Annotated in this window: 20 protein-coding genes; 14 read left to right on the top strand and 6 right to left on the bottom strand. The window is 49.3% G+C overall.

The window, feature by feature from the left end:
* The first annotated feature begins 20 nt into the window (after positions 1–20).
* From thiC to TERTU_RS17345, 14 genes are all read left to right on the top strand, one after another.
* A complete protein-coding gene (gene thiC / locus TERTU_RS17415) occupies positions 21–1,940 on the top strand; it encodes a phosphomethylpyrimidine synthase ThiC (RefSeq protein ID WP_015820713.1) in 1,920 nt (639 codons plus the stop codon).
* An 83-nt stretch (positions 1,941–2,023) separates the two neighbouring features.
* Positions 2,024–2,653, top strand: a complete 630-nt coding sequence (locus TERTU_RS17410) for an NUDIX domain-containing protein (RefSeq protein WP_015820057.1) — start codon at positions 2,024–2,026, stop codon at positions 2,651–2,653.
* Entirely contained in the window at positions 2,646–3,113 is a 468-nt protein-coding gene (locus TERTU_RS17405; protein WP_018013916.1) for a DUF1249 domain-containing protein, read from the top strand. Before TERTU_RS17410 ends, TERTU_RS17405 begins: the two co-directional genes overlap by 8 nt.
* A 235-nt stretch (positions 3,114–3,348) precedes the next feature.
* Complete coding sequence (cpdA, locus tag TERTU_RS17400; RefSeq protein ID WP_015818880.1) at positions 3,349–4,134, top strand: 3',5'-cyclic-AMP phosphodiesterase; 786 nt, start codon at positions 3,349–3,351, stop codon at positions 4,132–4,134.
* A gap of 176 nt (positions 4,135–4,310) precedes the next feature.
* Positions 4,311–4,892 carry a YqiA/YcfP family alpha/beta fold hydrolase gene (locus TERTU_RS17395; protein ID WP_015819435.1) on the top strand — a complete coding sequence of 194 codons (582 nt, stop codon included), beginning with the start codon at positions 4,311–4,313 and terminating at the stop codon, positions 4,890–4,892.
* Positions 4,893–4,966: 74 nt separating this feature from the next.
* Positions 4,967–6,853 carry a DNA topoisomerase IV subunit B gene (parE, locus tag TERTU_RS17390; RefSeq protein ID WP_015817609.1) on the top strand — a complete coding sequence of 629 codons (1,887 nt, stop codon included), beginning with the start codon at positions 4,967–4,969 and terminating at the stop codon, positions 6,851–6,853.
* Positions 6,854–8,150: 1,297 nt separating this feature from the next.
* The gene (locus TERTU_RS17380) at positions 8,151–9,296 is read left to right on the top strand and encodes a helix-turn-helix domain-containing protein (RefSeq protein ID WP_015817133.1); all 1,146 of its coding nucleotides are present in this window, start codon (positions 8,151–8,153) and stop codon (positions 9,294–9,296) included.
* Complete coding sequence (locus TERTU_RS17375) at positions 9,296–9,847, top strand: hypothetical protein (protein WP_015817979.1); 552 nt, start codon at positions 9,296–9,298, stop codon at positions 9,845–9,847. Before TERTU_RS17380 ends, TERTU_RS17375 begins: the two co-directional genes overlap by 1 nt.
* Before the next feature lie 97 nt (positions 9,848–9,944).
* Positions 9,945–10,169 carry a helix-turn-helix domain-containing protein gene (locus TERTU_RS17370; protein WP_015818596.1) on the top strand — a complete coding sequence of 75 codons (225 nt, stop codon included), beginning with the start codon at positions 9,945–9,947 and terminating at the stop codon, positions 10,167–10,169.
* Between the two features lie 12 nt (positions 10,170–10,181).
* Entirely contained in the window at positions 10,182–12,332 is a 2,151-nt protein-coding gene (locus tag TERTU_RS17365) for a class I SAM-dependent DNA methyltransferase (protein ID WP_015817297.1), read from the top strand.
* Positions 12,329–13,534, top strand: a complete 1,206-nt coding sequence (locus TERTU_RS17360) for a restriction endonuclease subunit S (protein WP_015818055.1) — start codon at positions 12,329–12,331, stop codon at positions 13,532–13,534. The genes TERTU_RS17365 and TERTU_RS17360 overlap by 4 nt, the downstream gene beginning before the upstream one ends.
* A 14-nt stretch (positions 13,535–13,548) precedes the next feature.
* Complete coding sequence (locus TERTU_RS17355; protein ID WP_015818765.1) at positions 13,549–15,648, top strand: RecQ family ATP-dependent DNA helicase; 2,100 nt, start codon at positions 13,549–13,551, stop codon at positions 15,646–15,648.
* Positions 15,645–17,033 carry a DNA-processing protein DprA gene (locus TERTU_RS17350; protein ID WP_015818971.1) on the top strand — a complete coding sequence of 463 codons (1,389 nt, stop codon included), beginning with the start codon at positions 15,645–15,647 and terminating at the stop codon, positions 17,031–17,033. The genes TERTU_RS17355 and TERTU_RS17350 overlap by 4 nt, the downstream gene beginning before the upstream one ends.
* Positions 17,034–17,045: 12 nt before the next feature.
* Positions 17,046–20,288: a type I restriction endonuclease subunit R gene (locus TERTU_RS17345; protein ID WP_015819374.1), complete on the top strand. Its 3,243-nt coding sequence runs from the start codon at positions 17,046–17,048 to the stop codon at positions 20,286–20,288.
* A 674-nt stretch (positions 20,289–20,962) separates the two neighbouring features.
* Here TERTU_RS17345 and TERTU_RS17340 read toward each other — a convergent pair.
* From TERTU_RS17340 to TERTU_RS17320, 6 genes are all read right to left on the bottom strand, one after another.
* Positions 20,963–21,691: an alanyl-tRNA editing protein gene (locus tag TERTU_RS17340; protein WP_015818739.1), complete on the bottom strand. Its 729-nt coding sequence runs from the start codon at positions 21,689–21,691 to the stop codon at positions 20,963–20,965.
* On the bottom strand, positions 21,678–22,694 hold the full coding sequence (locus TERTU_RS17335; protein ID WP_015818766.1) for a serine O-acetyltransferase: 1,017 nt from the start codon (positions 22,692–22,694) through the stop codon (positions 21,678–21,680). Before TERTU_RS17335 ends, TERTU_RS17340 begins: the two co-directional genes overlap by 14 nt.
* A gap of 20 nt (positions 22,695–22,714) precedes the next feature.
* Positions 22,715–23,635, bottom strand: coding sequence for a PLP-dependent cysteine synthase family protein (locus TERTU_RS17330; protein ID WP_015819661.1), 921 nt, complete (start codon positions 23,633–23,635; stop codon positions 22,715–22,717).
* Positions 23,636–23,649: 14 nt separating this feature from the next.
* Positions 23,650–25,080: a molybdopterin-synthase adenylyltransferase MoeB gene (moeB, locus tag TERTU_RS17325; RefSeq protein WP_015819075.1), complete on the bottom strand. Its 1,431-nt coding sequence runs from the start codon at positions 25,078–25,080 to the stop codon at positions 23,650–23,652.
* 10 nt (positions 25,081–25,090) lie between these two features.
* Positions 25,091–25,549: a M67 family metallopeptidase gene (locus TERTU_RS22265; RefSeq protein WP_015820552.1), complete on the bottom strand. Its 459-nt coding sequence runs from the start codon at positions 25,547–25,549 to the stop codon at positions 25,091–25,093.
* A 391-nt stretch (positions 25,550–25,940) separates the two neighbouring features.
* A complete protein-coding gene (locus tag TERTU_RS17320) occupies positions 25,941–26,915 on the bottom strand; it encodes a DMT family transporter (protein ID WP_015820787.1) in 975 nt (324 codons plus the stop codon).
* Between the last annotated feature and the right edge of the window lie 18 nt (positions 26,916–26,933).

Genomic DNA, 26,933 nt, shown 5'->3' with positions numbered 1-26,933 from the left:
CCAACACGAGAGAGAACCCAATGGCCGCGAATGAAAAAACCTACTTGAGTGAAACCGCCAAGGTGGACCAATCGTCTGTACAACCCTTCCCAAATTCCAGCAAAATTTATGTCGAGGGTTCGCGCAGCGATATTCGCGTTCCAATGCGGGAAATCTCACTCGCGGACACGCCCACCGATTTTGGCGGAGAGCAAAATCGACCGGTGCGAGTGTACGATACCTCCGGCCCCTACACCGATCCAGAGGTGCAGATCGACCTGCGCACTGGCTTGCCCGATGTGCGTTCGCGCTGGATTAATGAGCGGGGCGATACCGAAGCGCTGGCGGAGAAGAGTTCGCTGTTCGCCACACAGCGACTGAACGACCCCGCACTCGCCAGCCTGCGTTTTCAGCATTTACGCACACCCCGCCGCGCGAAATCCGGGGCTAATGTTTCGCAAATGCACTACGCCCGGCAAGGCATTATTACTCCGGAAATGGAATATATCGCCATTCGCGAAAATATGAGTTTGCAGCAGGCACGTGAACAAGGCGTGTTGCAGGAGCAGCATGCGGGGCAGGCGTTCGGCGCAGCGATTCCAGACGAAATTACGCCGGAGTTTGTGCGCTCAGAAGTTGCGCGTGGCCGCGCGATTATCCCCGCGAACATCAATCACCCGGAGCTGGAGCCGATGATTATCGGTCGCAACTTTCTGGTGAAAATTAACGGCAACATTGGCAACAGCGCACTGGGCTCGTCGATCGAAGAGGAAGTGGCCAAGCTCACCTGGGGAACCCGCTGGGGCGCCGATACCATTATGGATTTATCCACCGGTAAAAATATTCACGAAACGCGCGAGTGGATTATTCGCAACGCCTCGGTGCCGATTGGTACCGTTCCCATCTACCAGGCGCTAGAAAAAGTGGATGGTATTGCCGAAGATCTCACCTGGGATATTTTTCGCGATACCTTAATCGAGCAGGCGGAGCAGGGTGTTGACTACTTTACGATTCACGCTGGTGTACTGCTGCGGTACGTACCGCTAACGGCCAAGCGGGTGACGGGTATTGTGTCGCGCGGCGGTTCAATTATGGCGAAGTGGTGTCTTGCCCATCACCAGGAAAACTTCCTGTATACCCACTTTGAAGACATCTGCGAGATTATGAAAGCTTACGATGTGAGCTTTTCTCTCGGCGATGGCTTGCGCCCAGGCTCTATAGCCGATGCCAACGACGAAGCGCAGTTTGGTGAACTTGAAACCCTGGGTGAGCTGACCAAAATTGCCTGGCAGCACGACGTGCAGACCATGATCGAGGGCCCGGGACATGTGCCCATGCAAATGATAAAAGAAAACATGGACAAGCAGCTACGCGAGTGTGGCGAAGCGCCGTTTTATACCCTCGGCCCCTTAACCACCGATATTGCACCGGGTTACGACCATATTACCTCCGGCATTGGAGCCGCGATGATCGGCTGGTACGGCTGCGCTATGCTTTGCTACGTTACGCCAAAAGAGCATTTGGGGCTGCCCAATAAGGATGATGTAAAAGAGGGAATTATCACCTACAAAATTGCCGCGCACGCGGCAGATCTGGCGAAGGGTCACCCGGGCGCACAGATCAGGGATAACGCGCTGTCCAAGGCGCGGTTCGAGTTTCGCTGGGAAGATCAATTCAATCTTGGGCTCGACCCGGACACCGCACGCGCCTACCATGACGAGACCTTGCCCAAAGAATCGGCTAAGGTTGCGCACTTTTGCTCGATGTGTGGTCCCAAGTTCTGTTCCATGAAAATCACTCAGGAAGTGCGAGACTACGCGGCTGAGCATGGAACGGAGATTACTCCGCGCGCACCCGGCGAAGCGGAGGAGGTAGTGCGTATGGTGGATGTGGAGGCCGAAATGCAAAAGAAATCTGACGAGTTTCGCGCGCAAGGCAGCGAAATTTATTCGAAGGTGTAGCTTCAGTGGGAGTTGCCGAAGGTTTCAGTAACTCCCACTGACTGAAATGTTATACCGCTAATAACTCACAAAGGTTAGCAACTATGGCGAAGTTCGATACCGGTATGGGCAAGGAAGCCGTTAAGGTGTTAAGTGAAAAAACCGTATATGACGGTTTCTTTAAAATGTACGAAATTAAACTGCAACATAAAACGTTTGCGGGAGAGTGGATGGAGCCTATTCGCCGCGAGCTTTTCCACCGGGGCGAAGCCGCAGCGGCGATCTGCTACGATCCGGAAAACGATCTGGTTGGCCTTATTGAACAGTTCCGCGTGGGCGCAATCGACTCGGAGATGGGCCCCTGGTGCCTCGAGGTCGTGGCAGGTATGCTGGAAGAGGGCGAAACACCAGACGAGCTCATGGCTCGCGAGCTGGCCGAAGAAGCGGGTATTACCAATGCCACGCTGATTCCTATTTCCCGGTACTATTCAACCCCGGGCGGCTGCAACGAAAAAATTCATCTCTACGCGGCTATCTGTAACCTTGCAAACGCTGGGGGTATTTATGGCTTGGACGAAGAACACGAAGATATTCGCTTCGAAACCTACCCTGCTGAAGATGTGTTTAAATCCATGTATGCTGGTCGCACCAATAACTCTGCAACCTTGCTAGGCTTGCAGTGGATACAGATTAATCGCGAGAAATTACGTCAGGGGGTAACTGAGTTTGAGTAGTTCGCAGGCACCACAAAAGTTGCCCAGCGTAGATATTGGCGCGCATCACGCATTGTGCGAGATGAACTTCCATCGCTTGCTCACTCTAATGCCGAACTGGCAGGAGGGGTGTCAGCAGTGGGACTTCACCTTGGGTGATCGCCACGTGCACGAAGTAAAGCTCAAGGTGGTGGACGCCGCCCCCTACACGACAACGGTCGAAGTCGTGCAGCATTTGGTGGGTATTAAGCCGCCAAAGCTTGTGGTCAGACTTTATCATGACGCCAATATGGCAGAAATTATCTCCTGGGACCGGCACCGAAACTGGAAGCCACAATATACCTACCCCAACCCCCAAATGTATGCCCCAGACGAAAAACTGGAGCTCAACCGCTTTCTCGGCGACTGGCTGGAATTTTGTCACAGCCAAGGCTACGCCCCTGCGTATAATTGTGAAAAGGTTCTCGTAAAGCGGAAATAGTATTTCGCTTTCTCCGAAATCGATACCACACTGTAGTCAAGATAGTTCTCGCGTCTAAATGTGGTGTTTTATTCCTAAGAAGGGTATTTTATTAGCACCTGCGCGTATATATACGGTGAGTTCCAAAGGTATGGAACTAAGTTGGAGCTTCTGGTACCAAAGTCTATATACCAGCAAACTCCGTAACAGGATCTCCGTTCAATAGCGGATGTTGAATACGAACAGATAAACGACTATGCGTCCTTTTCGACTTTTACAGATAACGGATTGTCACCTGGGCAGTGTGCCGGGGGAAAAGCTCCTCGGCATGGATACTGATCAGAGCCTGCACGATGTGCTGCAACTGATTCAGGCGAACGAAGCCCCAGACTTGATTTTGGCCACTGGCGACATCTCCAATGATGGCGGTGTGGCGTCGTACGAGCGTTTTATCCAGTTGATCGAGCGCTACTTCCCTAATACACCACTGGCATGGTTACCTGGTAATCACGACGATCCCACCAATATGGACCAGGTGGCGCGTTTGCCTATCGAAGCCCATTGCGTGCGCGGTGGCTGGAATATGATCTTCCTCGATTCCCGTATTCCCATGGAAGTGGGTGGTGATCTGGAAGACTACGAACTCGACCGTCTCGAGCGACTGCTGAGTGCATACCCGCGATTACCTGCGGCTATTTTCCTGCATCACCAGCCGATTCCTGTTGGCAGCGAGTGGCTCGATACCTACGTTGTGCGCAGTAACAAGCCTTTTTTCAAAATCCTCGATAAGTACCCGAACGTTAAAACCGTCTGCTGGGGTCACGTGCATCAGCAGTTCGACGCGGAGCGCAAAGGCGTTAAGTTACTGGCAACGCCGTCCACCTGCGTACAGTTCTTGCCGCGTTCGTCCGACTTTGGCGTAGACCGCGTAATGCCGGGCTATCGACGTTTCGAGCTGCACGCCAATGGTGAACTCACTACCCAGGTGTGCCGCATTAAAGACAAGGTCTACCAAATTGACTTTGCGTCAACGGGTTACTAGACCTCGCGCCGTCTAGTCAATCAAGTTCCAAGGCTCCACCCACCTGCGACCAATAAGTTCATATTTCACCTCCGCCTCTGGCGGAGGTGTGACAATCCCCGTTCAGATCTCTGCGCTAATTAACCGTCATTTACGTTAGAATTGTTCGTTGAACAACTCGAGGTAGCGCGCTCCCTATGCAGTATTTGCTCTATATCCACGGTTTTCTCAGTTCCCCCCAATCGCTGAAAGCACGAGTAACCGCCAGCTGGATGGCGGAACATCACCCCGGTATCACATTTCTCTGCCCGGAACTCTCTTCCTACCCACAGCAGGCTTCAGCAGCGCTCAATGAACTAACCGCAGAATTACCTGCGGAGCAAATTGGCGTGATCGGCAGTTCGCTGGGCGGCTTCTGGGCGACATGGCTGCTTGAACGTCAACGGGTAAAACGTGCGGTATTGATTAATCCGGCGGTAACGCCGCAAAATCTGGTTGGCGAATTGCTCGATAAGCCGCTCAAAAACTACTATTCCTCAGCGGAATACCGTTTGGATAGCTCCCATGTAGCAGCGCTAAAGGCCTGCGATTATGCTAACCTGCGTCGTCCAGAGGCCTATTGGCTAATGGTCCAGAAAGGTGACGAAACCCTGCCGTATGAGCAGTCCGTGGCCAAGTATCACGCGTCGCGTCAAACCATTGAAGAAGGTGGCAGTCACACATTTGACGGATACGAAAACTGGCTGCCCGAGATACTAAACTTTTTGCAAACGCCTTAAACCCAGGCGAGCGCACCTACTGGCAGCCACTCCTCGGGCGAATAATTAAAACCACGAAATCTAGTAAGCGAACCATGGCAAATTACACCGCAGAAGATATTGAAGTTCTCACGGGCTTAGACCCGGTCAAAAAACGACCGGGCATGTATACCGATACCAACCGCCCGAATCACTTGGCACAGGAAGTTATCGACAACAGTGTCGACGAAGCGCTGGCTGGCTTTGCCCGAAAAATTCAAGTCACCCTGCACAAGGATAACTCCATTAGTGTCGCCGACGACGGTCGCGGCATGCCCGTGGATTTACACCCCGAACAAAACAAACCGGGGGTAGAAGTTATTCTTTCCACGCTGCATGCGGGCGGTAAATTTTCCAACAAAAATTACCAGTTTTCCGGTGGACTGCACGGTGTTGGGGTGTCAGTTGTTAATGCCCTGTCAAAAATTCTGGAAGTGACGATCAAGCGCGACGGCCAGGTGTATCGCATAGGGTTTCAAAGTGGCGATAAATCCGTCGATTTGCATGTGGTGGATACCTGCGGCAAACGCAACACAGGCACCAGCGTGCGCTTTTTGCCAGACCCAAAATATTTCGATTCTCCCAAGTTCTCTGTTTCGCGTTTGCGCCATGTATTGCGTGCAAAAGCGGTGCTCTGCCCTGGTCTGGAAGTGGTCTTTACGGATGAGCAATCCGGCGAAACCGATACCTGGTATTACGAAGACGGCCTGCGTGACTACCTGACTGCCGCAACGCAAGGGTGGGAAACCCTGCCGGCCGAACCTTTTGTTGGCAGCTTCAGTGCCGCAACCGAAGCCGCAGACTGGGCCGTGCAATGGCTACCCGAAGGCGGTGAGATTACGCAGGAAAGCTACGTTAACCTTATTCCCACCGCGCAGGGCGGCACCCACGTAAACGGGTTGCGTACCGGGCTTATGGAGGCCATGCGCGAATACTGCGAGATCCGCAATTTAATTCCGCGTGGCGTAAAGCTGGCGCCGGATGATATCTGGGCAAATTGCTGTTTTGTGTTGTCCTCCAAACTAGCAGACCCTCAGTTCTCAGGGCAAACCAAAGAGCGCTTGTCATCGCGCGAAGCGGCGGCGTTTGTTTCGGGTGTGGCGAAAGATGCATTTAGCCTATGGCTGAACCAAAACACCGACGACGGCGATAAACTGGCGGACTACTGCATCAGCAACGCACAAAAACGGGTTCGCTCCAGCAAAAAAATCGCGCGCAAAAAAGTAACCGCAGGCCCCGCGCTGCCAGGCAAGCTCGCCGACTGCTCTTCGGACGATCCAGCCGCAGGTGAGTTGTTTTTAGTGGAAGGTGACTCCGCTGGCGGTTCCGCCAAGCAAGCGCGAGACCGCGTAAATCAAGCCATTATGCCGTTGCGCGGAAAAATTCTTAACACCTGGGAAGTCGATAGCGCCGAGGTACTGGCGTCCCAGGAAGTGCACGATATTTCCGTTGCACTGGGTATCGATCCGGGTTCCGACAACCTGGAAAATCTGCGTTACCACAAAGTTTGTATTCTTGCGGATGCCGACTCAGACGGCTTGCACATTGCCACCTTGCTGTGTGCCTTGTTCGTTCGCCACTTTCCTGCGCTGGTTAAAGCTGGCCACGTATTCGTCGCGATGCCACCATTGTTCCGTATCGATATAGGCCAGGATGTTTACTACGCACTCGACGAAAGCGAAAAACAAGGCATTCTCGACCGCATCGCCGCCGAAAAGAAAAAAGGCAAAGTTAACGTACAGCGCTTTAAAGGTCTGGGCGAAATGAACCCCATGCAACTGCGCGAAACCACCATGGCCGTCGATACCCGCCGCCTGGTTCAACTGGTAATAGAACCCGGCGACGACACCCACCAAATAATGGATATGCTCCTCGCAAAAAAACGCTCCGGCGATCGTAAAGAATGGTTGGAGACCAAGGGGGATATGGCGGAAGTGGGGTAGTGCTGTAAATTGCAGGGAAAATCTATAAATGGATAGGACTAACTTACAAATAATTTTAGGGAAACTTTATGCAGTGGCGTATAGTTTGAGCAAGGGTGCTTTGGATACGCCTTTACATGAACGCCCCAGCCCGCAAGCTCAAAAGATCTGCTGTCAAAAACATCGTTCGGTTTCCTCCGGTTAAGGCGAATGGCGGAAAATCCATCCTCGTAGAATCCATTCTGAAATCAAAATATTCCTCTATCTCGAATTTGACCCGAGATAGAAGAATATTTTCCACATCCTAGAACACTTACGGTTTTCGTTGGAGCTGAACTACGTACCTACACGCCGGATTTTGAAGTGCGATACCTTTCTGGTGGCCGAAAATATGTCGAGGTGAAACCATCTGAGCGATCCAAGAGTGAGCATTACCAAGAACTTTTCACAGGTTTCGAAGATTCGCTAGAAAATACTGGTACAAGTTTTTTGCTGGTTGATGAAACAGCGATCTACCAACCACTAATATCAAACTGCGAAAAGCTTTATCAATACAAAGAGCGTCCCACCTTGGGTGTACGGAATCTTCACCGGTGCGCTGAACTCATAAGTTTGGCGATGCCGCTATCCCGCTTAATTGCGAAGCTCGGAGCTAAGGTAAGCCTGAGAGAAATTTATCTTAGCTAGCATTAGAGTTCTCAACGTTTGATATACGCTCGGAAGAACGGACAATGTCGACGGAGGTGAGATTCAATGTCCGCTGATTTGTGGGAAGAAGGTGTCATTATCGAGTTCTGTTGCGCTAAACCTTGTCACCAGGGAGATCATCAGATCTGCTTGAAAAAACGAAGTAATTCTTGCGGATGTATTAATTGGGGCAAGTATTAGTGAACTCAAACAGCTCCTGGGGCGCAGGAGCTATCCTAACAGTACAGAAACAGATAGCCTGAATCGCGATTGGGTTGTCGATAAACTAGGCTGCCTGGAGATGATCAGTGTGCTGCGGAGCAATGCTCGCAAGTCAGAGCCTCCTTCGAGTACTGTATCTATGGCGGGTGTTCAGCGCCAAGGATTTTCAATAGTCCAGATTATATTGGCTATGAAGACTGGCGAGCTTGACTATCGAATTGATGACAGTATAGATGGCAGGTCAAGATTTAAACAATTTATTTCATTTAAAATCAGTGAGATAGCCTAACCAATGGGCTGAAGTATGTGGTTAACCGACCCTTCTTGATAGGTATTCTGAGAAGTTAAAAGAAGGCCATTATGCGAGGTTTAAACTTGACAAAACTTGACTTCTACATATACTTCGCGCATGCAAAAGAGACTTAATACAGCCAAGGCACAGCAAGCGATCGATAAGGCAGGGTTAACCCAAACAGCCGTCGCTGATGCTTTGGGCGTAACCAAAGAAGCCGTTTCCCAGTGGCTTTTGCACAAGTCTTTTCCTCGACCCAACAAACTACTTCAGTTAGGCAAGTTGCTCAATCTTGCTTTTGATGATTTGGTCGTCAAGGAAGATCCGCATGCCCCCAAAGTGGCATTCCGCAAAATGCGCGGCACCAAAACCAAGGACCACCATATCGAAAAAGCGCAAGAGATTGGTCGCTTTTTACGTCACCTCGTGCCCTATCTGCCGTTTGACACCTTTGAAATGCCGCCGGTACTCAAGTCGCCGAGCTGTGATTATGACTATCTTCGAACGGTAACAGCGAAAGTAAGAGAAGATATTAACCTTGGCCCGGTGGAGTGTGTGGATTTCACGCATTTGATTCGCCGCTTCAGCGAACTACAGGCCGTTGTGGTCCCAGTTATGTGGGGGGCAAAGCAGCGTCATGAAAATGCAGTGCACATACACCTTCCTGACTCGGGCAGCACATGGGTTTACCTGAATCTGGATACCAATATCCATGACTTCAAATTCTGGATGGCACATGAGTTGGGGCACTGTCTTTCGCCAAGCCTTGAGGGTGATGATGCGGAAGACTTCGCCGATGCTTTTGCCGCGAGCTTGCTTTATCCGCACGAGTTGGCGAAGCAGGCATACGCCTCAATCATGTCGCAAGTCTTTCCTGCGGCCAAAATTACACATGTCATCGGCTTGGCTGATCAGTTAACAATCTCGCCTTGGACAGTGATTGGGCAAGTGAATAAATATGCCGTGTCCACAGGGCAGCCTCAAATACAACCCAGTAAATCGGCTTTCCCCGGTGCGGTGACCAACTTCAATAAGAAGTACAAGAACCTCAGCGAAGCCCTGTTTGGCAATTCCGAGCTGGACGAACACGGTCACCCAAGCGCCCGAGACTACATTGAAAAAGTAGAAGGCGCTTTCGAAACTCCTTTCTTCGACCTGCTCCGAAAATATCTGAAAGAGCACGATAAAGGGTCTGGATACGTTCAAACTGTGATGGATATGCCACTCCTCGATGCACGGAGTATCCACGCAGAGCTGACCTGATGCCGCAATCGAAAATCCTCGTTGATACCAACGCCTACCTAAGGTTGGCCAAAACTATAAGCCCCTTACTGTTTGTGCCCTTTGGTGACAACGAATATTGCCTGTACATCCTGCCTGAACTGAATGACGAGCTCGGTACCAGAAAACTTCAAAGTAAGTTCCCCTGGGTGGATGACGAGGAATTCTCCGAGAATCGCAAACACTTCCCCCAAATCGGCAGGAAGCAAAAGAAATCGATTCAGCAAACCTTCGAATACGTCTGGGATCATGTGCAAACCGAATTGCCCGGCCCATCTCGTGTAGACACCTGGTACATCGCCTATGCATTGGAATTGGGTGTTCCGGTCGTGACGGACGATCAGGATATGACCAAGCTGGCTATAGCCTTCGAAGCTAGAGTCATGCCTACCTTAGAATTGCTCAAAATCATGCTGGACTGCGGCCATACAGACATGCTTACCATCAATGGTCTGATCGAATACTGGAAATACTTTTCAGACATGCCTGCCAACTTCAAGGCCGACTACCAGCGCTTGTTTGGCGATCAATAAGCCCGAAAACCGTTCTTGCTTGATCTCCCTTCCAGATTCTTTATATTGACATCCTTGTACTTTTTCGACACCTCCGATATAGCTGAGCAATCTCCTCATGAGTGACCCCATACTGACCATCAAAGACGTGGCCGATTACCTCAAGGTGAATGAGCGGACCATATATCGCCTGGCCGCAAGCGGTGACCTACCGGGCTTTAAAGTGGGTAACTCCTGGCGATTTAAACAGAGCGAGTTGGAGCAATATATTGCAGCCCGGCACAACCGCGGCAGTTTCAGCGAAGCAATGACATCAGCAATCAGTAATTCAGAAGATAACTAGGAATTCGGCCTCATGGCACAACTGGAAAACATCGAAGCAATTGAAAAACGCCTGTGGAAATCGGCGGATACCCTACGCGCTAACTCCGAGCTAGCCAGTAACGAATACTTTTTGCCAGTAATGGGGCTGATCTTTCTGCGCCACGCTTATAGCCGATTTCTCTCGGTAAAAGACGATATTGTCGCCACCCTGCCCAGTCGTAGTGGCAAGACCCGCGAGCTCACTAAAGAAGACTTCTCTAAAAAGAGCGCTATCTATCTAAAGCCCGAAGCACAGTTTGATTACTTGATTGCCCTTACCGATGCGGACAATCGGGCCGAAGCCATCATTCATGCGATGGACTCCATCGAGGCCGATTACACCAACCTTCGCAACCAGCTGCCGAAGCAGGAATACAACAATATTCCCAACGATGTCCTGGGCATGTTGCTGCGAACTTTGAACCCGGATGAGTTAAAAAAGGCGACTGGCGATATCTTTGGTCGTATCTACGAATACTTTCTCACCCAATTTGCCGATCAGGGCGCCCACGATGGCGGTGAATTTTTCACCCCAGTCTCGTTGGTGCAGTTGATTGTGAATGTGCTGGAGCCAGACCACGGCAAAATTTTTGACCCGGCTTGCGGTTCCGGCGGCATGTTCGTACAGAGCGCCCACTTTATGGAGCGCCATGCGCAAGATCCGCACGAGCTCACCTTTTATGGGCATGAGAAGAACCGCGTTACCACCCGTCTGGCCAAAATGAACCTGGCAGTTCATGGTCTGGAAGGCAATGTAGAAGGCGGTGAGGCAGCCATAACGTATTACACATTTGCGCAAGAGCCACATGAAGGTCTATTCGGTACTGCTGATTACGTGATGGCGAACCCACCCTTTAATGTGGATGAGGTTGATGCAGAAAAAATCAAAGCCGACAAGCGCCGCCTGCCTTTCGGTTTGCCGGGCGTGAACAAAAACAAGAAAGTCAGTAATGCCAACTACCTGTGGATTCAGTATTTCTATAGCTATCTCAACGACACCGGCCGGGCTGGTTTTGTTATGTCATCCCAGGCTTCCAGTGCCGGGCGTGACGAAGCCAAGGTGCGCGAGCAATTAGTCAAAACCGGTCATGTGGACATCATGGTCGATATTCGGGGCAATTTTTTCTACACACGCACCGTGCCGTGCCAGCTGTGGTTTTTAAATAAAAACAAGCCAGCATATCTGAAGGACAAGGTGCTAATGCTGGATGCCCGCAACGTCTACCGCAAAGTTACCCGCAAGATTTACGACTTCAGCCCCGAGCAGCAGCAGAACCTGACCGCCGTGGTTTGGCTCTACCGTGGTGAAGGCGCGCGTTTTATCGCACTTCTCCAAGAATATGTTACCCGCGCATTACGGGAAGCAGAGCACTGCCACCAATGGCCGGAAGACGATTATGAGCCTGTAGCAGAAGTGATTGCTCAATTGACAAAAATCAAAATCGCCACCCAGCCATTTATGCAGCAACTGAAAAAAGAAGGCGTTGAGGCCGACACTTTTGCTGATTTTGCGGCTGCTTTGACACTGGTCGAGGGAAGCTGGAAAGAATTTGATGACGTTGCTTACGATTTAGGTACAGAATGGGAAAAGAAACCGCTTCGCTCAGTCAAAGGAATCAAAACCTTTATCGAAAGAACAGATGGCCTGCATCAGGTCGCTGAACAAAGCCGCAACCTGATTAAAGAAATCGACCTGGCCTATAAGCTGGCAACCCGTGTGATTGAACTGGCCGAAGCGAACAATGCGAAGGATAGCGAACTCTGGGATAACACGCTGCTCAATGGTCGAGGTCGTAGCAATTTGAGGAAAACTGCCGATGAGGCCCGAAAGCTGGCCGTGGAACAACTCAAACAAGTACGCTACTTCTACAAGCAAGCCCATTGGCTGTTAAGCCGCTTCCCTGAAGGCAAGCTCTGCGATGTCGAAGGTCTAGTCAAGTTGGTGGATATTAAAGACATTGAAGCCGCCGACTGGAGCCTAACGCCGGGCCGCTATGTGGGTGTAGCGCCAGAAGAAGTGGATGAAGACTTCGATTTTGAGGAAGCCCTGCGCGATATTCATATTGAACTGCAAGGTTTGAATTCTGAGGCCATAGAGCTAGCCGCAAAAATTGCCCGTAACTTTGAGGAGTTGGGGGTATGAGTTGGATAACAGCGTCTCTAAAGGATTTTGCTTGCACAGTCTTTGATGGCCCACATGCAACACCAAAAGATTCAGAATCTGGACACAGCTTTCTTGGTATCAAGAATGTTTCTGAGAATGGTTCTCTGGATTTGTCCGACCCTAAGTTTATTTCGGATGAGGAGTTTCCAAAGTGGACTAGAAGGGTTAAACCAAAAAAGAACGATGTAGTTTTTTCTTATGAGGCTACATTACATCGTTACGCGATTATTCCGGAAGGATTTGACGGGTGTCTTGGGCGCCGGATGGGACTCGTCAGAGTTGATGAAGGTAAGTTAGTTCCAAGATATCTTTTATATTATTTTCTTTCTCCATTATGGCGAGCTTATGCTGATACCAAGGTGATTATTGGTGCGACTGTAAATAGGCTTCCGATAAAGGATTTTCCTGATTTTCAAATATCAGCTCCAGACTTGCATCATCAACAGAGAATAGTCGAAATTTTAGCGTCCTACGACGACCTCATCGAAAACAACCGCCGCCGTATTCAGTTGCTGGAAGAATCCGCTCGCCTGCTGTATCAGGAATGGTTTGTTCACCTGCGCTTCCCCGGTCATGAGCAAGTTAAGACTATCGATGGTGTGCCGGAGGGGTGGGATAAAACTACCGCAGATAAAGTTATGGATGTTCTAAGTGGTGGCACTCCAAAAACGAAGGTTACTGAGTTCTGGGATGGTGAAATTCCTTTCTTCACACCCAAAGATGCCAAAGGTCTTTTTACATACAACACCGAAAAGACAATTACTGATTTGGGCCTGTCGAAGTGTAACGGTCGCCTTTATCCAAAATACACAGTATTTATTACCGCTAGAGGCACAGTAGGCAAGCTCTCTTTTGCTCAGCGACCAATGGCTATGAATCAGTCTTGTTATGCACTAGTTACTAAAGGCGAAATATCTCAGGAGTTTTTATACAGTTCTCTTAAAGCATCAATAGAGCAGTTTAAAGCGAGAGCTAGTGGCGCTGTTTTCGATGCGATTGTCGTTGATACGTTTAAAAATATTCCTTTCTTAGTTCCTTCATCAAGTTTGCGCGATGAGTTTACAGAACAAGTTAAAGATGTGTTCAGCCAGATTGATAATTTGAGCATCCAGAATATGAAACTCGCCCAAGCACGCGACCTGCTGCTACCCAAACTTATGAGCGGCGAGCTGACCGTGTAAATCAAGGAGTGATCATGAACCGTGCCCAAGCCCAACGATTACTGCAAACAGCGCTAGCTAACCCCGCTGCCGAATTCCGTGATGGGCAATGGGAAGCGATTGATGCCTTGGTGAATCATCGGCAAAAGCTATTAGTGGTACAGCGTACCGGTTGGGGTAAAAGTTCGGTTTACTTTATCAGCACCAAGATTTTTCGTGATCGTAGTATGGGGCCAACCATTATTGTTTCCCCCTTGCTGGCCTTGATGCGCAACCAAATTGAATCAGCGCAGCGTTTGGGCATTGTTGCGGAGACCATGAACTCTACCAATCAAAACGACTGGCAGGCGGTGACGCAGCGCATTCTGAATAATCAAATCGACTGTTTGCTGATTTCCCCTGAGCGATTGGCTAACGACACCTTTATCGAAACCGTGATGCAGCCCATTGCCGACCGCATCGCCCTGATGGTGATTGATGAAGCACACTGTATTTCTGACTGGGGCCATGATTTTCGCCCGGATTACCGCCGCATCGTGAATATTCTTCGCCAGTTGCCCGCCAACACGCCGGTGTTGGGTACTACAGCAACGGCGAATAACCGTGTCGTTGCGGATATTCAAACTCAGCTTGGAAATATTCAAATTCACCGTGGCCCTTTAACCCGGGAAAGCCTCGGATTACAAACCATGGTGCTGCCGGATCAGGCGTCCCGCTTGGCCTGGTTAGCCCAGGTGATCCCTACCTTGCCAGGCACGGGCATTGTTTACACTTCAACTGTGGATAGTGCAGAACAAGTGGCACAGTGGTTAAGCGGCAATGGTATTGACGCTAAGGCTTACCACGGCAGCGTTGAAGCCGATGGCTTTGAAAACAGTAACTCCTACCGCCAGCACCTAGAGGAGTTGCTGCTCATCAACCAGTTAAAAGTATTGGTAGCCACCACGGCATTGGGCATGGGTTACGACAAGCCGGATTTAAGCTTTGTAATCCACTATCAAGCGCCGGGTTCTATCGTTGCCTATTACCAGCAGGTGGGCCGTGCCGGGCGTGGCATTGCTCATGCGGTTGGTGTGTTGATGTCGGGTGTGGAAGATCAGGATATTCACGAATTTTTCCGCGATTCGGCCTTTCCGTCAGAAGCTCAGGTGAATGAGATTTTGCAGGTGCTGGAACAAAGCGACGGTTTGTCGATTCGCAGCATTGAAGAGCAAACCAACCTGCGCCACGGTCAGATTGAGAAAGTGCTGAAGCTGCTGAGCGTGGAAAACCCGGCTCCTGTGATCAAAGACGGTAGCCGCTGGGTCAGAACCCCTGTTCGCTATCAAATGGATCATGCCCGAATTTCTCACTTAACCGGGCAGCGTGTGCAGGAATGGCAAGAGGTTCAGGCGTATCTGGATGATGCTGGCTGCAAAATGACATTTTTACGCCGGGCGCTGGACGATCTCGATCCTACGCCTTGCGGCAAATGTTCGTCTTGCTTGGGGCAGCCTCTTCTCAATGCAGCGATTGATCCCGCTTTGGCCCATCGCGCAGTCACCTTCCTAAAGCACGCGGAAATGGTGATCACTCCAAAAGCACAGGTGGCGGCCAATGCCTTTCTGGAATACGGCTTTCGCGGCAATTTGCCCCAGCAACTTCGCGCCCAGGAAGGCCGTGTTTTATCCCGCTGGGGTGATGCCGGCTGGGGGCGGACGGTAGCGGATAATAAGCATGCCGGGCGTTTCGGTGATGAATTGGTTGAAGCCATGGCAGAAATGATTCGAGAGCGCTGGCAGCCCGACCCAGATCCTCAGTGGGTGTGTTGCGTACCTTCGTTGAATCATCCTGAATTGGTACCGGAGTTTGCGCGTCGTCTGGCTGCACGATTGGGCTTGCCGTTTATGGGTGCAGTTAGCAAAGTGAAAGACAACCAGCCTCAAAAAGGTCAGCAGAATCGCTTCCACCAATGCCGCAATCTGGATGGCGCGTTTGCTGTAACTCAGCTTTATCAGGGGCAACCAGTTCTGTTAGTAGATGACATAGTGGATTCCGGCTGGACGCTAACGGTCATCGCGGCACTCTTACAGCAAGCAGGCAGCGGTGTGGTTTTCCCCGTTGCTCTGGCTTCATCTTCGGTGAAAGACTCATGAATGTACCTCATTTTTCTTCAGCTGATGGGGCTTTATCGGCTGAAAGCTCTTTATCCCCCACAGCGCAAGCGACCTTGCTGCTAACCAGCTATTTTTCAAAAGCCAGTAGCGAAAGCGCAAAACCGCTGACTAACGCGGAATGGGGGCGGTTTGCCTTGTGGTTAAAGGAAAAATCCACCACACCAGCAGACCTGTTGGTAACCGACCCGAAAGCCTTGCTGCAAGGTTGGCATGATGCGCGTATCGGTGCGGAGCGAATTATTGCTTTGCTGAACCGTGGCCACAGCCTCGCACTGGCCATGGAAAAATGGCAGCGGGCTGGCCTCTGGGTGGTGACCCGCTCTGATCCAGAATATCCCAAACGCTTAAAGCAGAGGCTAAAAACTGATTCCCCCCCAGTGCTGTTTGGTTGTGGTAACAAAGCCTTGTTGAATGCCGGAGGCTTGGCGGTTATTGGCTCGCGCAATGCCAGTGAGGCTGATTTGGCTTTTACCGAGCAAGTGGGTGCGAAAGCAGCAAAAGAGGGTATTGCCATTGTCTCTGGTGGTGCTCGGGGTGTCGATGAAACGGCAATGCTGGGTGCTATGAAACAAGGTGGTGTGGTGATCGGCGTGATGGCCGATAGCCTGCTAAAATCAGCGACCAGCATTAAGTGGCGTAAAGGCTTGATGGATGATCATGCCGTGTTGGTATCGCCTTTTTATCCCGAGGCAGGATTCAGTGCTGGAAATGCCATGGCCCGCAACAAATACATCTATTGCCTGGCTGACAGCTCATTGGTGATTCACTCGGGCAAAAAGGGCGGTACGCTCAGCGGAGCAGAAGAAAATCTGAAAAAGGCATGGGTGCCGCTGTGGGTTAAGCAGACAACGGACAAAGATGCGGCCAATGCCGATTTGGTCACCAAAGGTGGTCGTTGGTTGGAGGCTGATACTCAAGCTTTCAGGATTGCGCAATTAATGTGTAATGACGGTGGGCGTGCGAATCAGGTGCAGGAACAAATGGGCGATCTCTTTTCCACGCCTGCACAGCCCAAGTTTTTTGCTGAGACTGAGTCTGACCCTGAGATTGAACCTGACCATAAAAAGGAAGTTGTTGAGTCAGAAATCGAGAGTGCCGTTAACGAAAATCAGGCATACAATGTTGTAAATTCAGAGCAGACTGCCGAAAGTGAAGCTGCCTCATCAGGCTCTGTCGATTTCTATCAGCTGTTTGTCTCCGAACTACAATATTTGGCTAAAAAGCCAGTAACCGCTGAAGCGCTGATTGAAAGCACACAGCTTCACAAGTCTCAATTAACTGAATGGCTAAAGCGTGCCGAAGAAGAGGGTTTACTCGGCAAGCTCAATCGTCCCGTACGCTATCAAGTTAAGAACAAGAAATAGAGGGATTTACTTATGGCCATGACAGAAGAAACCCTGGTTCAGGAAGTCACCGCTGACTACTTGCTGAATCAGTTGCAATGGGATGAATCTGTCCTGGGCATGTATGAAAAACTGGGCCAGGAAGGTGATTTAGGTCGGCTGTCAGAGCAGGAGGTTGTGTTAACGCGTTATTTGGGCGCGAAACTGATTGAGCTAAACCCAGACCTGCCCGACATCGCCTACCAAGAGGCTTTGCGCGTGGTCTGTGAAACGCCATTGTCCACCAATATTGTTGCTGTCAATAAGGAGAAGTATTCCCTCCATAAGAATGGGGTGGAGGTGAGCTTCCACAACGACAAAGGTGAGCGTGTAAAGAGGCGTCTTCGCCTGTTTGATTTCGACAACTACGAAAACAATCATTTTTTGCTAGTGCGAGAGTTTTGGATCAAAGGCGAAATTTATCGTCGAAGAGCAGACCTTGTCGGCTTTGTAAACGGTATTCCGCTGCTGTTTATGGAGGTGAAAAACGTTCACAAGGATATTCGTGCGGCCTATGAGCAAAATCTTGCGGACTACAAAGACACCGTCCCGCACCTGTTTTATCACAACGCCTTTATTATCTTGGGCAATGGCATTGACGCCAAGATTGGCTCCGTTTCCAGTAAATTTGAGCATTTCAATGACTGGAAGCGATTGAAAGAGAATGAACCAGGCGTGGTGGATATGGAGACCTTGCTGAAGGGAACCTGTTCCAAGACTAACCTTATGGACATCTTCGAAAACTTCACCTTGTTTGACCAGAGTTCTGGTCGTTTGATGAAAATCGTTGCCCGTAATCATCAATACCTCGGCGTTAGTCGTGCAATTGATGCCGTTGCCAATCGGGGTAAACGCTTGGGTAAACTGGGAGTTTTCTGGCACACTCAGGGTTCTGGAAAGTCCTATTCGATAGTATTTTTCGCCCAGATGGTCCATCGAAAGTTAGGAGGCAACTATACCTTTGTGGTGCTAACCGACCGCGAGGATTTAGACACGCAAATTTATAAAACCTTTGCAGGTTGTGGCTTGGTCGATAACGATAAAGACCCCTGCCGAGCGGATAGCGAGAAAGACCTCAAGGCGCTGATCGGCCAGCAAAAAGCCGTTGTGTTCACTCTCATTCAAAAATTTAACGATAAGGTCGACCCCAAAAAGCCTTATTCCGAGCGTGACGACATTATCGTCATCACCGACGAAGCTCACCGCACGCAATATGGCACCTTGTCGCTAAACATGCGCAACGCCTTGCCCAATGCCAGTTTTATCGGCTTCACCGGAACGCCACTATTCAAAGATGATGAGATAACTAAGAAGGTTTTTGGTGATTACATCTCCACCTATGATTTCCAGAGGGCCGTTGAGGATAAGGCGACAGTGCCCTTGTACTACGATGCCCGTGGTGAAGAATTGATGTTTACCGATGAAGATGGTAACGAGCATACGGTTGCGGACCCCAAAGGCATCAATGAGCGCATAGCGGAAAAGCTGGATCAGTTGGAAATTGAAGATGTAGACGTTCAGCAAAGGTTGGAGAGAGAGCTGAAGCGTGATTATCACATTATCACTGCAACCAGTCGACTGGATCAGATAGCGCGTGACTTTGTGGCTCACTATGCCAACGCTTGGGAAACCGGCAAGGCAATGCTTGTGTGCCTCGACAAGATCACTTGTGTACGGATGCATAAGTTGATTGATTTTTACTGGCAGCAGGAGATTAAAACCAAAGAAAAAGCACTTGCGTCGGCTACGGATGAGCAGGACATGGCCTGGCAAGGGCGCCAATTGGTGTGGATGAAAGAAACGCTGATGGCAGTTGTGGTTAGTGAAGAGCAAGGCGAAGTTGCCAAGTTCGAAAAATGGGGGCTGGATATCAAGCCTCACCGCCAGTTGCTCAAAGCCGGATTTGAACTGGTTGATGGCTCTCGACTAGACATGGAAGAAGCCTTTAAATCCAGCGAGCACCCATTCAGAGTGGCATTCGTGTGTGCCATGTGGTTAACCGGCTTTGATGTGCCAACACTTTCCACCCTCTATTTAGACAAGCCGTTGAAGGCGCATACCTTGATGCAAGCCATTGCCAGGGCAAATCGGGTAGCGGAAGGCAAAAACAATGGTTTAATCGTGGATTATTGCGGCATACTGAAAAACCTGCGTAAAGCGCTGGCGACCTTCGCCGGTGCTGGCGACGAAGGTCACGACAGCGGTGAGGGCGAAAATGAACCCGCCAAGCCCAATGAGGAGTTACTGGAGAGCCTTAATGAATCGATCAGTTTGGTTGCTGAGTTTTTACGAAAGCATGGTTTTGAGATAAGCCGGATTAATACAGAAACAGGCTTTGCCAAAAATGCAGCGATAGCGCAGGCCAAGGAAATCATCAATCAAAATGACGAAACACGGAAGCGTTTCGAAGTGATGGCCAGAGAGGTATTCAACAAGTTTAAAGCCTGCATTAACGTGCCGGGCGTTAATGGCTATCGTGATATGCGCGATGCAATAAACATACTCTACAAGAGTTTGCAGGCAGATAAAGAGATAGCCGACATCTCCGACATCATGAAAGAGCTGTACGAGATTGTTGACGGTAGCATCGATACTTCACGTAAAATCAAAGAACCAAAACCGGATGGTGATCGAGTTTACGATATCAGCAAGATCGATTTTGAGAAGCTTCGTCAGGAATTTTCCCGGTCAGAGCGAAAGAATACAACAGTGCAATCGCTGAAAGCTGCGGTTGAGAAGAAGCTGGCCCGGCTTATGATGCAGAACCCGCTACGTACGGATTATCAAGAGCACTACGAAAAATTGGTTAAGGAATATAACCAGGAAAAGGATCGCGTTGTTATCGAAAAAACTTTTGAGGCGCTGTTAAAGCTCAATGAAGAGCTTTCTCATGAGGAGAAGCGCGCTATCAGAGAAGGCCTAGATGAAGAGTCCTTGGTATTGTTTGATCTCCTTAGTAAGCAGAATTTGCAGCCAAATGAGATTGCCAAGATAAAACAGGTTGCCACTACTTTGCTGGAAACGCTAAAGGCAGAGCGGCTGAAAGTTGCGAACTGGCAGCAGAAAGAATCGACTCGCGATGCGGTGAAGCAGCAGATATTTGATTTTCTCTACGACGATAGAACAGGGTTGCCCGTTGCGCAATATGAAGATGATGAGATTTCAGATATCACTGAAAGGGTGTTTCTTCACATATATCGGGCGTACCCCGAACTGCCATCGCCCATTTATGGGTGAAGAATTACGCGGAGTTAAGCATGGTTAACGTAATTGATTGAAAAGTAGCCTGAGTTAACCTGGGCTCAAACAGGTCGAGCGCTGGGCCTCTCATCAAATGCATTAACCCCGGCGAGGGGGAATTTAACCTTGCTGAATAGTTTGGCTGGGATATGATTAGGTAGAAATTAGTCAATCTAGGGATTTTTATAAACTTTCCCTATGAAATAGCTTATAGGTTTTTGATAAAAATGACTGGAGTTAGGTGGGTGTAGGCAGGTATTTTTATAATGTTTTCCTATAATCCACAAATACTCACATTACATTCGTAGTGCCCGAATTTTTCAGGCACATCTTAGGGCAAATTTTAAAAAGCCTCGCCAAATAAGCTTGCCGCGGCTTTTTTATACCTAGCTCGATTCCATTAAGAGTGCTGGTTTAATTGGCTGGATCGCCGTTGTAGCCTCGCCTGAATGTGAAGAGCGTGTACCCTAAATTGTCGAATCGGCAGGGATGTACCTTCGGATATCTCGCTCCCTCTAATATCCTTCAAACTATAGTTTTTCGATTAACTAAATGCCTATCGGCCAATTAATTCATCCATGCGAAGTGACAAAAATACCTGGGAATGTGATTAGTCGATTTTGATCCTACTGCGTATCCGCATCGTATTTTTGATAAAAACTGGCAGGCTCTCACCTCCAACTGATTTCAATCCGTCGATTGCTTTTACTCACTTTTTTAATTTTCGTACATACCACGGTATTTATTTCACTGGTGGTTTTTACATGGGTTCCGCCGCAGGGTTGGGTGTCGATTCCCTCGATTTTTACGAGTCGAATGCGGCCATTGTAGGCGGGTGGGGCGACGTCGGCGGACTTTATCAGGTCTGTGTTACTGGCAAGTTCTTCTGGGGTAATGCTTGCGGGTGTGACGGCCGCGGCTTTTTGAATCAGGGCGTTGAGTTCTTCGGTAATCCCTTCTTTAGTAACACTAGGCTCAGGCAGGTCGAAGTCCAGGCGCGCTTTGTCTTCACTGATATTGCAGCCAGTTACAGGAGCATCAACCAGCGCACATAACAGATGCAGGCACGTGTGAAATTGCATGTGGCGGTAACGACGATCCCAGTTCAGCGTTTGTAAAGCAGAGAGACCAATGTGTTCCTCGCTCAGCGGTGTGTCCAGCTCCAGCCAGATTTGTTGGGTCTGCTCTCTATCCCGGTAGGTATTGGTGACGTTTCGGCTGGTGCCGTCGGGAAACTCAAGGGTGCCCGTATCGCCAGGCTGACCGCCACCAAGCGGATAAAAAATGGTTTTATCAAAAAGTGCGAAATTCTCTTTAATTGCAAGCAAACTGGCTTCCAGCGTTTTACTGTAAGGTTCGTCATCGTAGATGGGGTGGGTGACTAATTCATGCAGACTCATTTAATCGTCCTTTCGCATTTATGGTCATGTTACGCAGCATATGGGTCAACTGTGGCGGGCTGATTAACGTTATTTCGTGTCCATCGTCCTTTAGTTGCAGGTGTAGCGGTTCCGCATAACTGGAGTGATCAATATCTTCTACGAGTTCCATTTTTAACACAACCACATGCTCGTGAGAGGACTGGGGAATAACGTTAATTGCGGATATTTCTGTGTGGTTGTTGTCAACTATGCTAGCCGACAATCGAGTAAAACCGTTGCATAGCAGTACAACTTCATTTTGATGCACCAGCGAGCCATACACTTTCGTAAACGGTGGCTGTGCGGGCAGGTGGGATTTATTAATCTGGATTTGGTTGACAATAGAAACCCGTGTTCCAGCGGGAATACTTTTTGTGACGACGCAATTGGGGCTGATAAAAACATCGTCACCAATATCGATAGGGCCGAGAAGGCGCGCGTTAGAGCCGATCTGCACGCGATCCCCAAGCGTTGGGTGGCGCTTGTTTGATGCATTGCCCGAGATGCCGTAAGCGCCGAGAATAACGCCGCCGAGGATATAGCAATCTTTGCCAATACAGCAGGTTTCGCCAATGACGGTACCGAAGGCGTGATCCAATACGAACCGTTTACCAATACGGGCCGCGTGATGGATATCGATTCCCAAAGTCCGTTTACTGACTTCAGAGATCCTTACCGCCAAATGTTCCATGCCAGGCTCATGCGCGCCGGCTAGCCAGAAAAAGTGGGCGATACGGTAATATACAATCGCCAAAAATGATGAAGAGTTCTCCAAAAGTAGGTCCAATCGGCCGCCGGCAGCCGGATCTTTTTCTGCAAACGCTTGCAGATCATCCATGAGATCCCGAACCAGTGTGCTCGACGTGCCAAATGGAAAAAGGCCCATATCTTTAATGCACTTTATTTCGAACCCTGTGAGGTGTTGGTAAATAATACTGGTTAGTTTGCTTTCCATACTCATGGCAGTTGTGGAAAAAGTCATAACCCCACCTTGGCGCGTGCCTACTCAGAAAAATAATTCAGATACGAATCTACCTGGTCATAGGCCAGGGCGATAACATTGCTGTTTTGTGGAATCTCTCGTTTTGCGAGTTGTGAAATAGCAACCAGATTGGCTGCTGACGATAAACCAAGACTGATCCCTTCGTTGCGAAGAATCCGTTTGACCATGGATTTACAATCGGCGGTGCGAATTTGTACTGTATCGTCCAGCAGGCCAACATTAAGTACATCCGGTACTATGCCAACCGACAATCCCTGAAGATCATGGGGCGCATGAATATTATTTCTAAGGTCGCAACCTTCCGGCTCAACGCCAATGACTTTGAGTTCGGGCCAGCGCTTTTTCAGTATTTCTCCCACGCCGGTGATATGGCCTCCGGTGCCGATGCCACCGACAAAATAGGACAATCCCAGTCGAGAAAAATCTTCGACAATTTCCTGTGAGGTGGTTTCTCTGTGAGTTTGTGGGTTAGCCGGATTTTTCTGCTGATTTAGCATCACGTAATCGGGGTTCGATAACTGAATTTCCCAGGCTAATTCGCCGTGCGAGTTATTTCCCCGTGTACTGTCCGACAAAATAACATCAGCTCCATAAAGATGGAGTAAGCGTTGTTTTTCTACACTGTAATTATCGGGAATGACCAGCACAAGTTTATAGCCTAAAATATTTGCAGCCATCGCAAGGCCTATTCCGGTATTACCACCGCTGGGCTCCAGAATAACCTGACCGCTATTGGGTTTGAGGATGCCGCGCTTTTCCGCGTCTTTAATCATCCCCAACGCAATTCTAACTTTATGGCTACCGCCGGGGTTAAAGCTTTCCATTTTTAAAAAAACATTGACACCCAGTTCGCGGGAAAGCTTTTGCAACGTGATAACCGGGGTGTTGCCGACCGTTTCTAAAATATTCTGATAAATCATCCAGCAGCATTCTCCTAATAGATTGGCATGCTGGTGTCTATATCACGGGTCCAGCCAACCATACCCTCGCGCAGCACATATACTTTGGAGAAGCCGTGCTTGAGCATCAGGTCAGCAGCGCGCTCGGCGCGACGTCCAGCCAGGCAGATGATGTAGTGGGTTTGTGATTTGTCGAGTCTAAACAGCTGGTCTTCCAACTCGCCCAGTGGAATATTGATAACCTCGGGCAATACGCAAATTTCGAGTTCCTGCATGTCGCGTACATCCAGGAGTACGGAGTCTTGCATCATCGCGGGGTCTTGCATCATGTGAGCAAGGTCGGTGGTTTGAATATAGTTGTGTTCAGTCAACATAGTGAGCTCCGAGCTGCTGTCGCTGCATGTTTGGGGGGTGTAAGTGAATTGTTTAATTGCTTCTTTATTTGCACAGGCTTTGCAGTGCGGGTCTTTTTTAACTTTCACACTGCGAAAGTTCATACCGAGCGCATCAAAACGCAATAATTTACCGGCGAGTGATTCGCCCATATCCAACAAAATTTTTACCGCCTCGGTCGCCTGTATTGTGCCGACGACACCGGGTAGCACGCCAATAACACCACCGGCACTGCAATTTGGTGCAAGCTCAGCTGGCGGGCTTTCGGGAAAAACACAGCGGTAGCAAGGTCCGCCGTCGTGGTTAAATACGCTTATCTGGCCATCGAATTGGTGAATCGAACCAGAAACCAAGGGCTTTTCAAGGAGTACGCAGGCGTCGTTTACCAGGTAGCGGGTGGCAAAGTTGTCAGAGCCATCAATAACCAGGTCGTAATCCGCAATTATGTCGAAAGCGTTATCGGGTGAGAGGGCGCAGGTGTGGGTTTGAATATTGAGGTGTTTGTTAATATCAAGTAAGCGGGTTTTAGCCGATTCAACCTTAAGTTCGCCGATGGTGGTATGGCCGTGCACAATTTGTCGTTGGAGGTTGCTCTCCTCGACGACATCGAAATCGATGAGCCCCAATGTTCCTACGCCAGCTGCGGCTAAGTACAGGGCGATAGGCGAACCTAAACCGCCGGTACCGATAATTAAAACGCGCGCGGCTTTCAGTCTGCCCTGGCCTTTGCGACCGACGTTAGGCAACAACAAATGGCGGGAATAGCGTTCGACTTCCTCTTTGCTAAGTTCCGCCGGAGTCAGATCTATGCCGCCGGATGTGGCGAGCAAAATTTCCACCGTGGAATCGCTTGCCACTGACTGGGAGAGGCTGCCGTGTTCGTCGTTTATAACCAGCATAAAGTGATTTTTAAACTCCCCGTTGGGGTGAAAAAAGTGGGCTTTTAATGCATCCACTTGTTCACAAACAGCGACTAATGCATCCTCGACGGTATTTGCCGCAGGTACGTCAAATTCATTAGTGTCGAGTTTTACAATTTTCGCGACGCGATCTGGAACAATGATCTTAGCCATACACAATCTCCTACTCTGTTTCCGTTTGTAAAAATCCATGCGCATCGTATTGGGCGATACAGGTGTAATCGCCGTTGCGATAGGCGAAAAGTTTCGCTCCGCGCGCGCAGCCGTTGTTAATATCCGCAACGAGATAATTCACGTCGTAGATCGGCTCCCCCATGTAGAGGGCCTTGTCTTTATCTTCGCTGCTAAAATATGCCCCTACGTCGGGGTGTGAGTGGTAGATGATGGTCGCGGGGTTGGCAGAGGAAAAGCTTCCCTCAAGAGCGCGTACATCTTTGATAGAAAAACTGTAACCATTTTTTGCTGTGCGTGGGTAAAGAGCAGGGTCACGTTTGTTAAGGTCGTTCTGAATATTAGTGCCTTCGTAGACCGTTCCGTCTGCCGCAATAAATCCGCAAGATTCTTCTGGATAGGTTTTTTCGCCGTGAGCGTAAATATTCGCTAGCAAGGTGTTGTCTAACATCGATTGTCGCCTGTAATTAAATGTGTCTTTCGTTGCTAAAAAGTGTTACGGTGTTAACACTTTTGCTAATCACTATTAATTCGCCGATTCAATAATCCCGCTTATATTGTCGTGTGCCTCTGAAGTGTTGGTGAAACGTATAGATTTTCCAATTCCTCAAGGGCTTGCATTGCCCTTGCTGCAATGGTGCTGCTGTCCTTTGCCGTCTGTTAAATTCGCAAATTTCATTGCTCAGTGAATAGCAGCAGTTTTCCCATTTTTTGAGCGCGCGCTCACCCCTTCGCAATTAAAATTGCAAATCTAAGATCCTGGGATTTGAACCCGTAACAGTTTTTACACTTTTTAAAAGATTTTTTTCTTGGTGATCCGTCCGTTTTAGATTTTTATGGCCTTACCTTCTATATGCGGGTTTTGCTGACCGCTCTGTGCCGTATATGTTTTCCAGTCGCCTTTTTAAGGTATCGATGGGGAGCTTTGTTAAGCCAAATCCGATAAGCATAAGTGAAGAGAAAATGAAGAATTCCGGCGTCACAGTTTTGTTTTCGTATAGCGCGCCAATGCCGACCGCCACCACGGGAAAAATAATGAAGATGAACGACAGAATAATCGGGCTCATGCGTTTGAGTAGATAAAAATACACGATAAAGCCCCCCGCAGATGCGACAACCCCCAGGTACAACAAGGCTATCCAACTGGCCTGGCTCGCAGTGCTTAGATCTGGTTTTTCAACCACAAGGCCTGCGCCACACAAAAGGAATCCGGCAAGCCCGACTGGCAGGGTATTAAAAGTAAATACGTTGATGTCGGAAGCATTTTTTTTGGAAAAGACATACAAGAAGCCGTGCATCATGGCTGCGCTGAGAATAGCCAGCACCCCTGTGAGGCCCGTGTGCGTAAAAATCAGTCCTTCCGATTTAAGGATTACTACCAGGCAACCAAACCCGATTGTAATGCCGACGACCTGATTGACTTTTATTTTTTCGTTGAGCAGCAGCGCTGAAAATATGATGGAAAAAATAGGCATGGTGCTGAAAAGGAGCGAAGTGAGCCCCGATGACACATATTGTTCGCCATAGCTGATGAAGTAATAAGGAACGGAGAAATAAAACACGGTGAGCAACACAAAAAAGACGCGTCGATTTTTCGGAAAAAATACGGGCGCTCGCGCCAGTAAACAAATGATGAGCAAGAACGGAAACGCAATTACAAATCTGGCGCCTGAGGCGGTAAGTGGCGGAATGCTGTCTACCGCGACTTTTATGCCTAGCCACGTCGTTCCCCAGGTTAGGCATACAACAGAATAGAGAATGGCGGTAACCAGGGAACTCTGCCAAAAAATTCGGAGTTGTCGTTGGGTTATAGCCATTTTTTTAGTCCTTGAAAA

Origin of the sequence: Teredinibacter turnerae T7901 (genome assembly GCF_000023025.1) — a bacterium.
In the GTDB taxonomy this organism is placed as follows: Bacteria; Pseudomonadota; Gammaproteobacteria; order Pseudomonadales; family Cellvibrionaceae; genus Teredinibacter; species Teredinibacter turnerae_B.
Note: the sequence above shows the minus strand (reverse complement) of the source record. Positions and strands in the feature narration are given on the sequence as shown.

Excerpts from the sequence above, each read along its gene's own strand:
- TERTU_RS17355 (WP_015818765.1), top strand. The coding sequence starts at position 13,549 with ATGAACCGTGCCCAAGCCCAACGATTACTGCAAACAGCGCTAGCTAAC.
- TERTU_RS17335 (WP_015818766.1), bottom strand. The coding sequence starts at position 22,694 with ATGACTTTTTCCACAACTGCCATGAGTATGGAAAGCAAACTAACCAGT.
- TERTU_RS17410 (WP_015820057.1), top strand. The coding sequence starts at position 2,024 with ATGGCGAAGTTCGATACCGGTATGGGCAAGGAAGCCGTTAAGGTGTTA.
- cpdA (WP_015818880.1), top strand. The coding sequence starts at position 3,349 with ATGCGTCCTTTTCGACTTTTACAGATAACGGATTGTCACCTGGGCAGT.
- TERTU_RS17345 (WP_015819374.1), top strand. The coding sequence starts at position 17,046 with ATGGCCATGACAGAAGAAACCCTGGTTCAGGAAGTCACCGCTGACTAC.
- TERTU_RS17395 (WP_015819435.1), top strand. The coding sequence starts at position 4,311 with ATGCAGTATTTGCTCTATATCCACGGTTTTCTCAGTTCCCCCCAATCG.
- TERTU_RS17340 (WP_015818739.1), bottom strand. The coding sequence starts at position 21,691 with ATGAGTCTGCATGAATTAGTCACCCACCCCATCTACGATGACGAACCT.
- TERTU_RS17350 (WP_015818971.1), top strand. The coding sequence starts at position 15,645 with ATGAATGTACCTCATTTTTCTTCAGCTGATGGGGCTTTATCGGCTGAA.
- TERTU_RS17320 (WP_015820787.1), bottom strand. The coding sequence starts at position 26,915 with ATGGCTATAACCCAACGACAACTCCGAATTTTTTGGCAGAGTTCCCTG.
- TERTU_RS17380 (WP_015817133.1), top strand. The coding sequence starts at position 8,151 with ATGCAAAAGAGACTTAATACAGCCAAGGCACAGCAAGCGATCGATAAG.
- TERTU_RS17365 (WP_015817297.1), top strand. The coding sequence starts at position 10,182 with ATGGCACAACTGGAAAACATCGAAGCAATTGAAAAACGCCTGTGGAAA.
- TERTU_RS17370 (WP_015818596.1), top strand. The coding sequence starts at position 9,945 with ATGAGTGACCCCATACTGACCATCAAAGACGTGGCCGATTACCTCAAG.
- parE (WP_015817609.1), top strand. The coding sequence starts at position 4,967 with ATGGCAAATTACACCGCAGAAGATATTGAAGTTCTCACGGGCTTAGAC.
- moeB (WP_015819075.1), bottom strand. The coding sequence starts at position 25,080 with ATGGCTAAGATCATTGTTCCAGATCGCGTCGCGAAAATTGTAAAACTC.
- TERTU_RS22265 (WP_015820552.1), bottom strand. The coding sequence starts at position 25,549 with ATGTTAGACAACACCTTGCTAGCGAATATTTACGCTCACGGCGAAAAA.
- TERTU_RS17360 (WP_015818055.1), top strand. The coding sequence starts at position 12,329 with ATGAGTTGGATAACAGCGTCTCTAAAGGATTTTGCTTGCACAGTCTTT.
- TERTU_RS17330 (WP_015819661.1), bottom strand. The coding sequence starts at position 23,635 with ATGATTTATCAGAATATTTTAGAAACGGTCGGCAACACCCCGGTTATC.
- TERTU_RS17375 (WP_015817979.1), top strand. The coding sequence starts at position 9,296 with ATGCCGCAATCGAAAATCCTCGTTGATACCAACGCCTACCTAAGGTTG.
- thiC (WP_015820713.1), top strand. The coding sequence starts at position 21 with ATGGCCGCGAATGAAAAAACCTACTTGAGTGAAACCGCCAAGGTGGAC.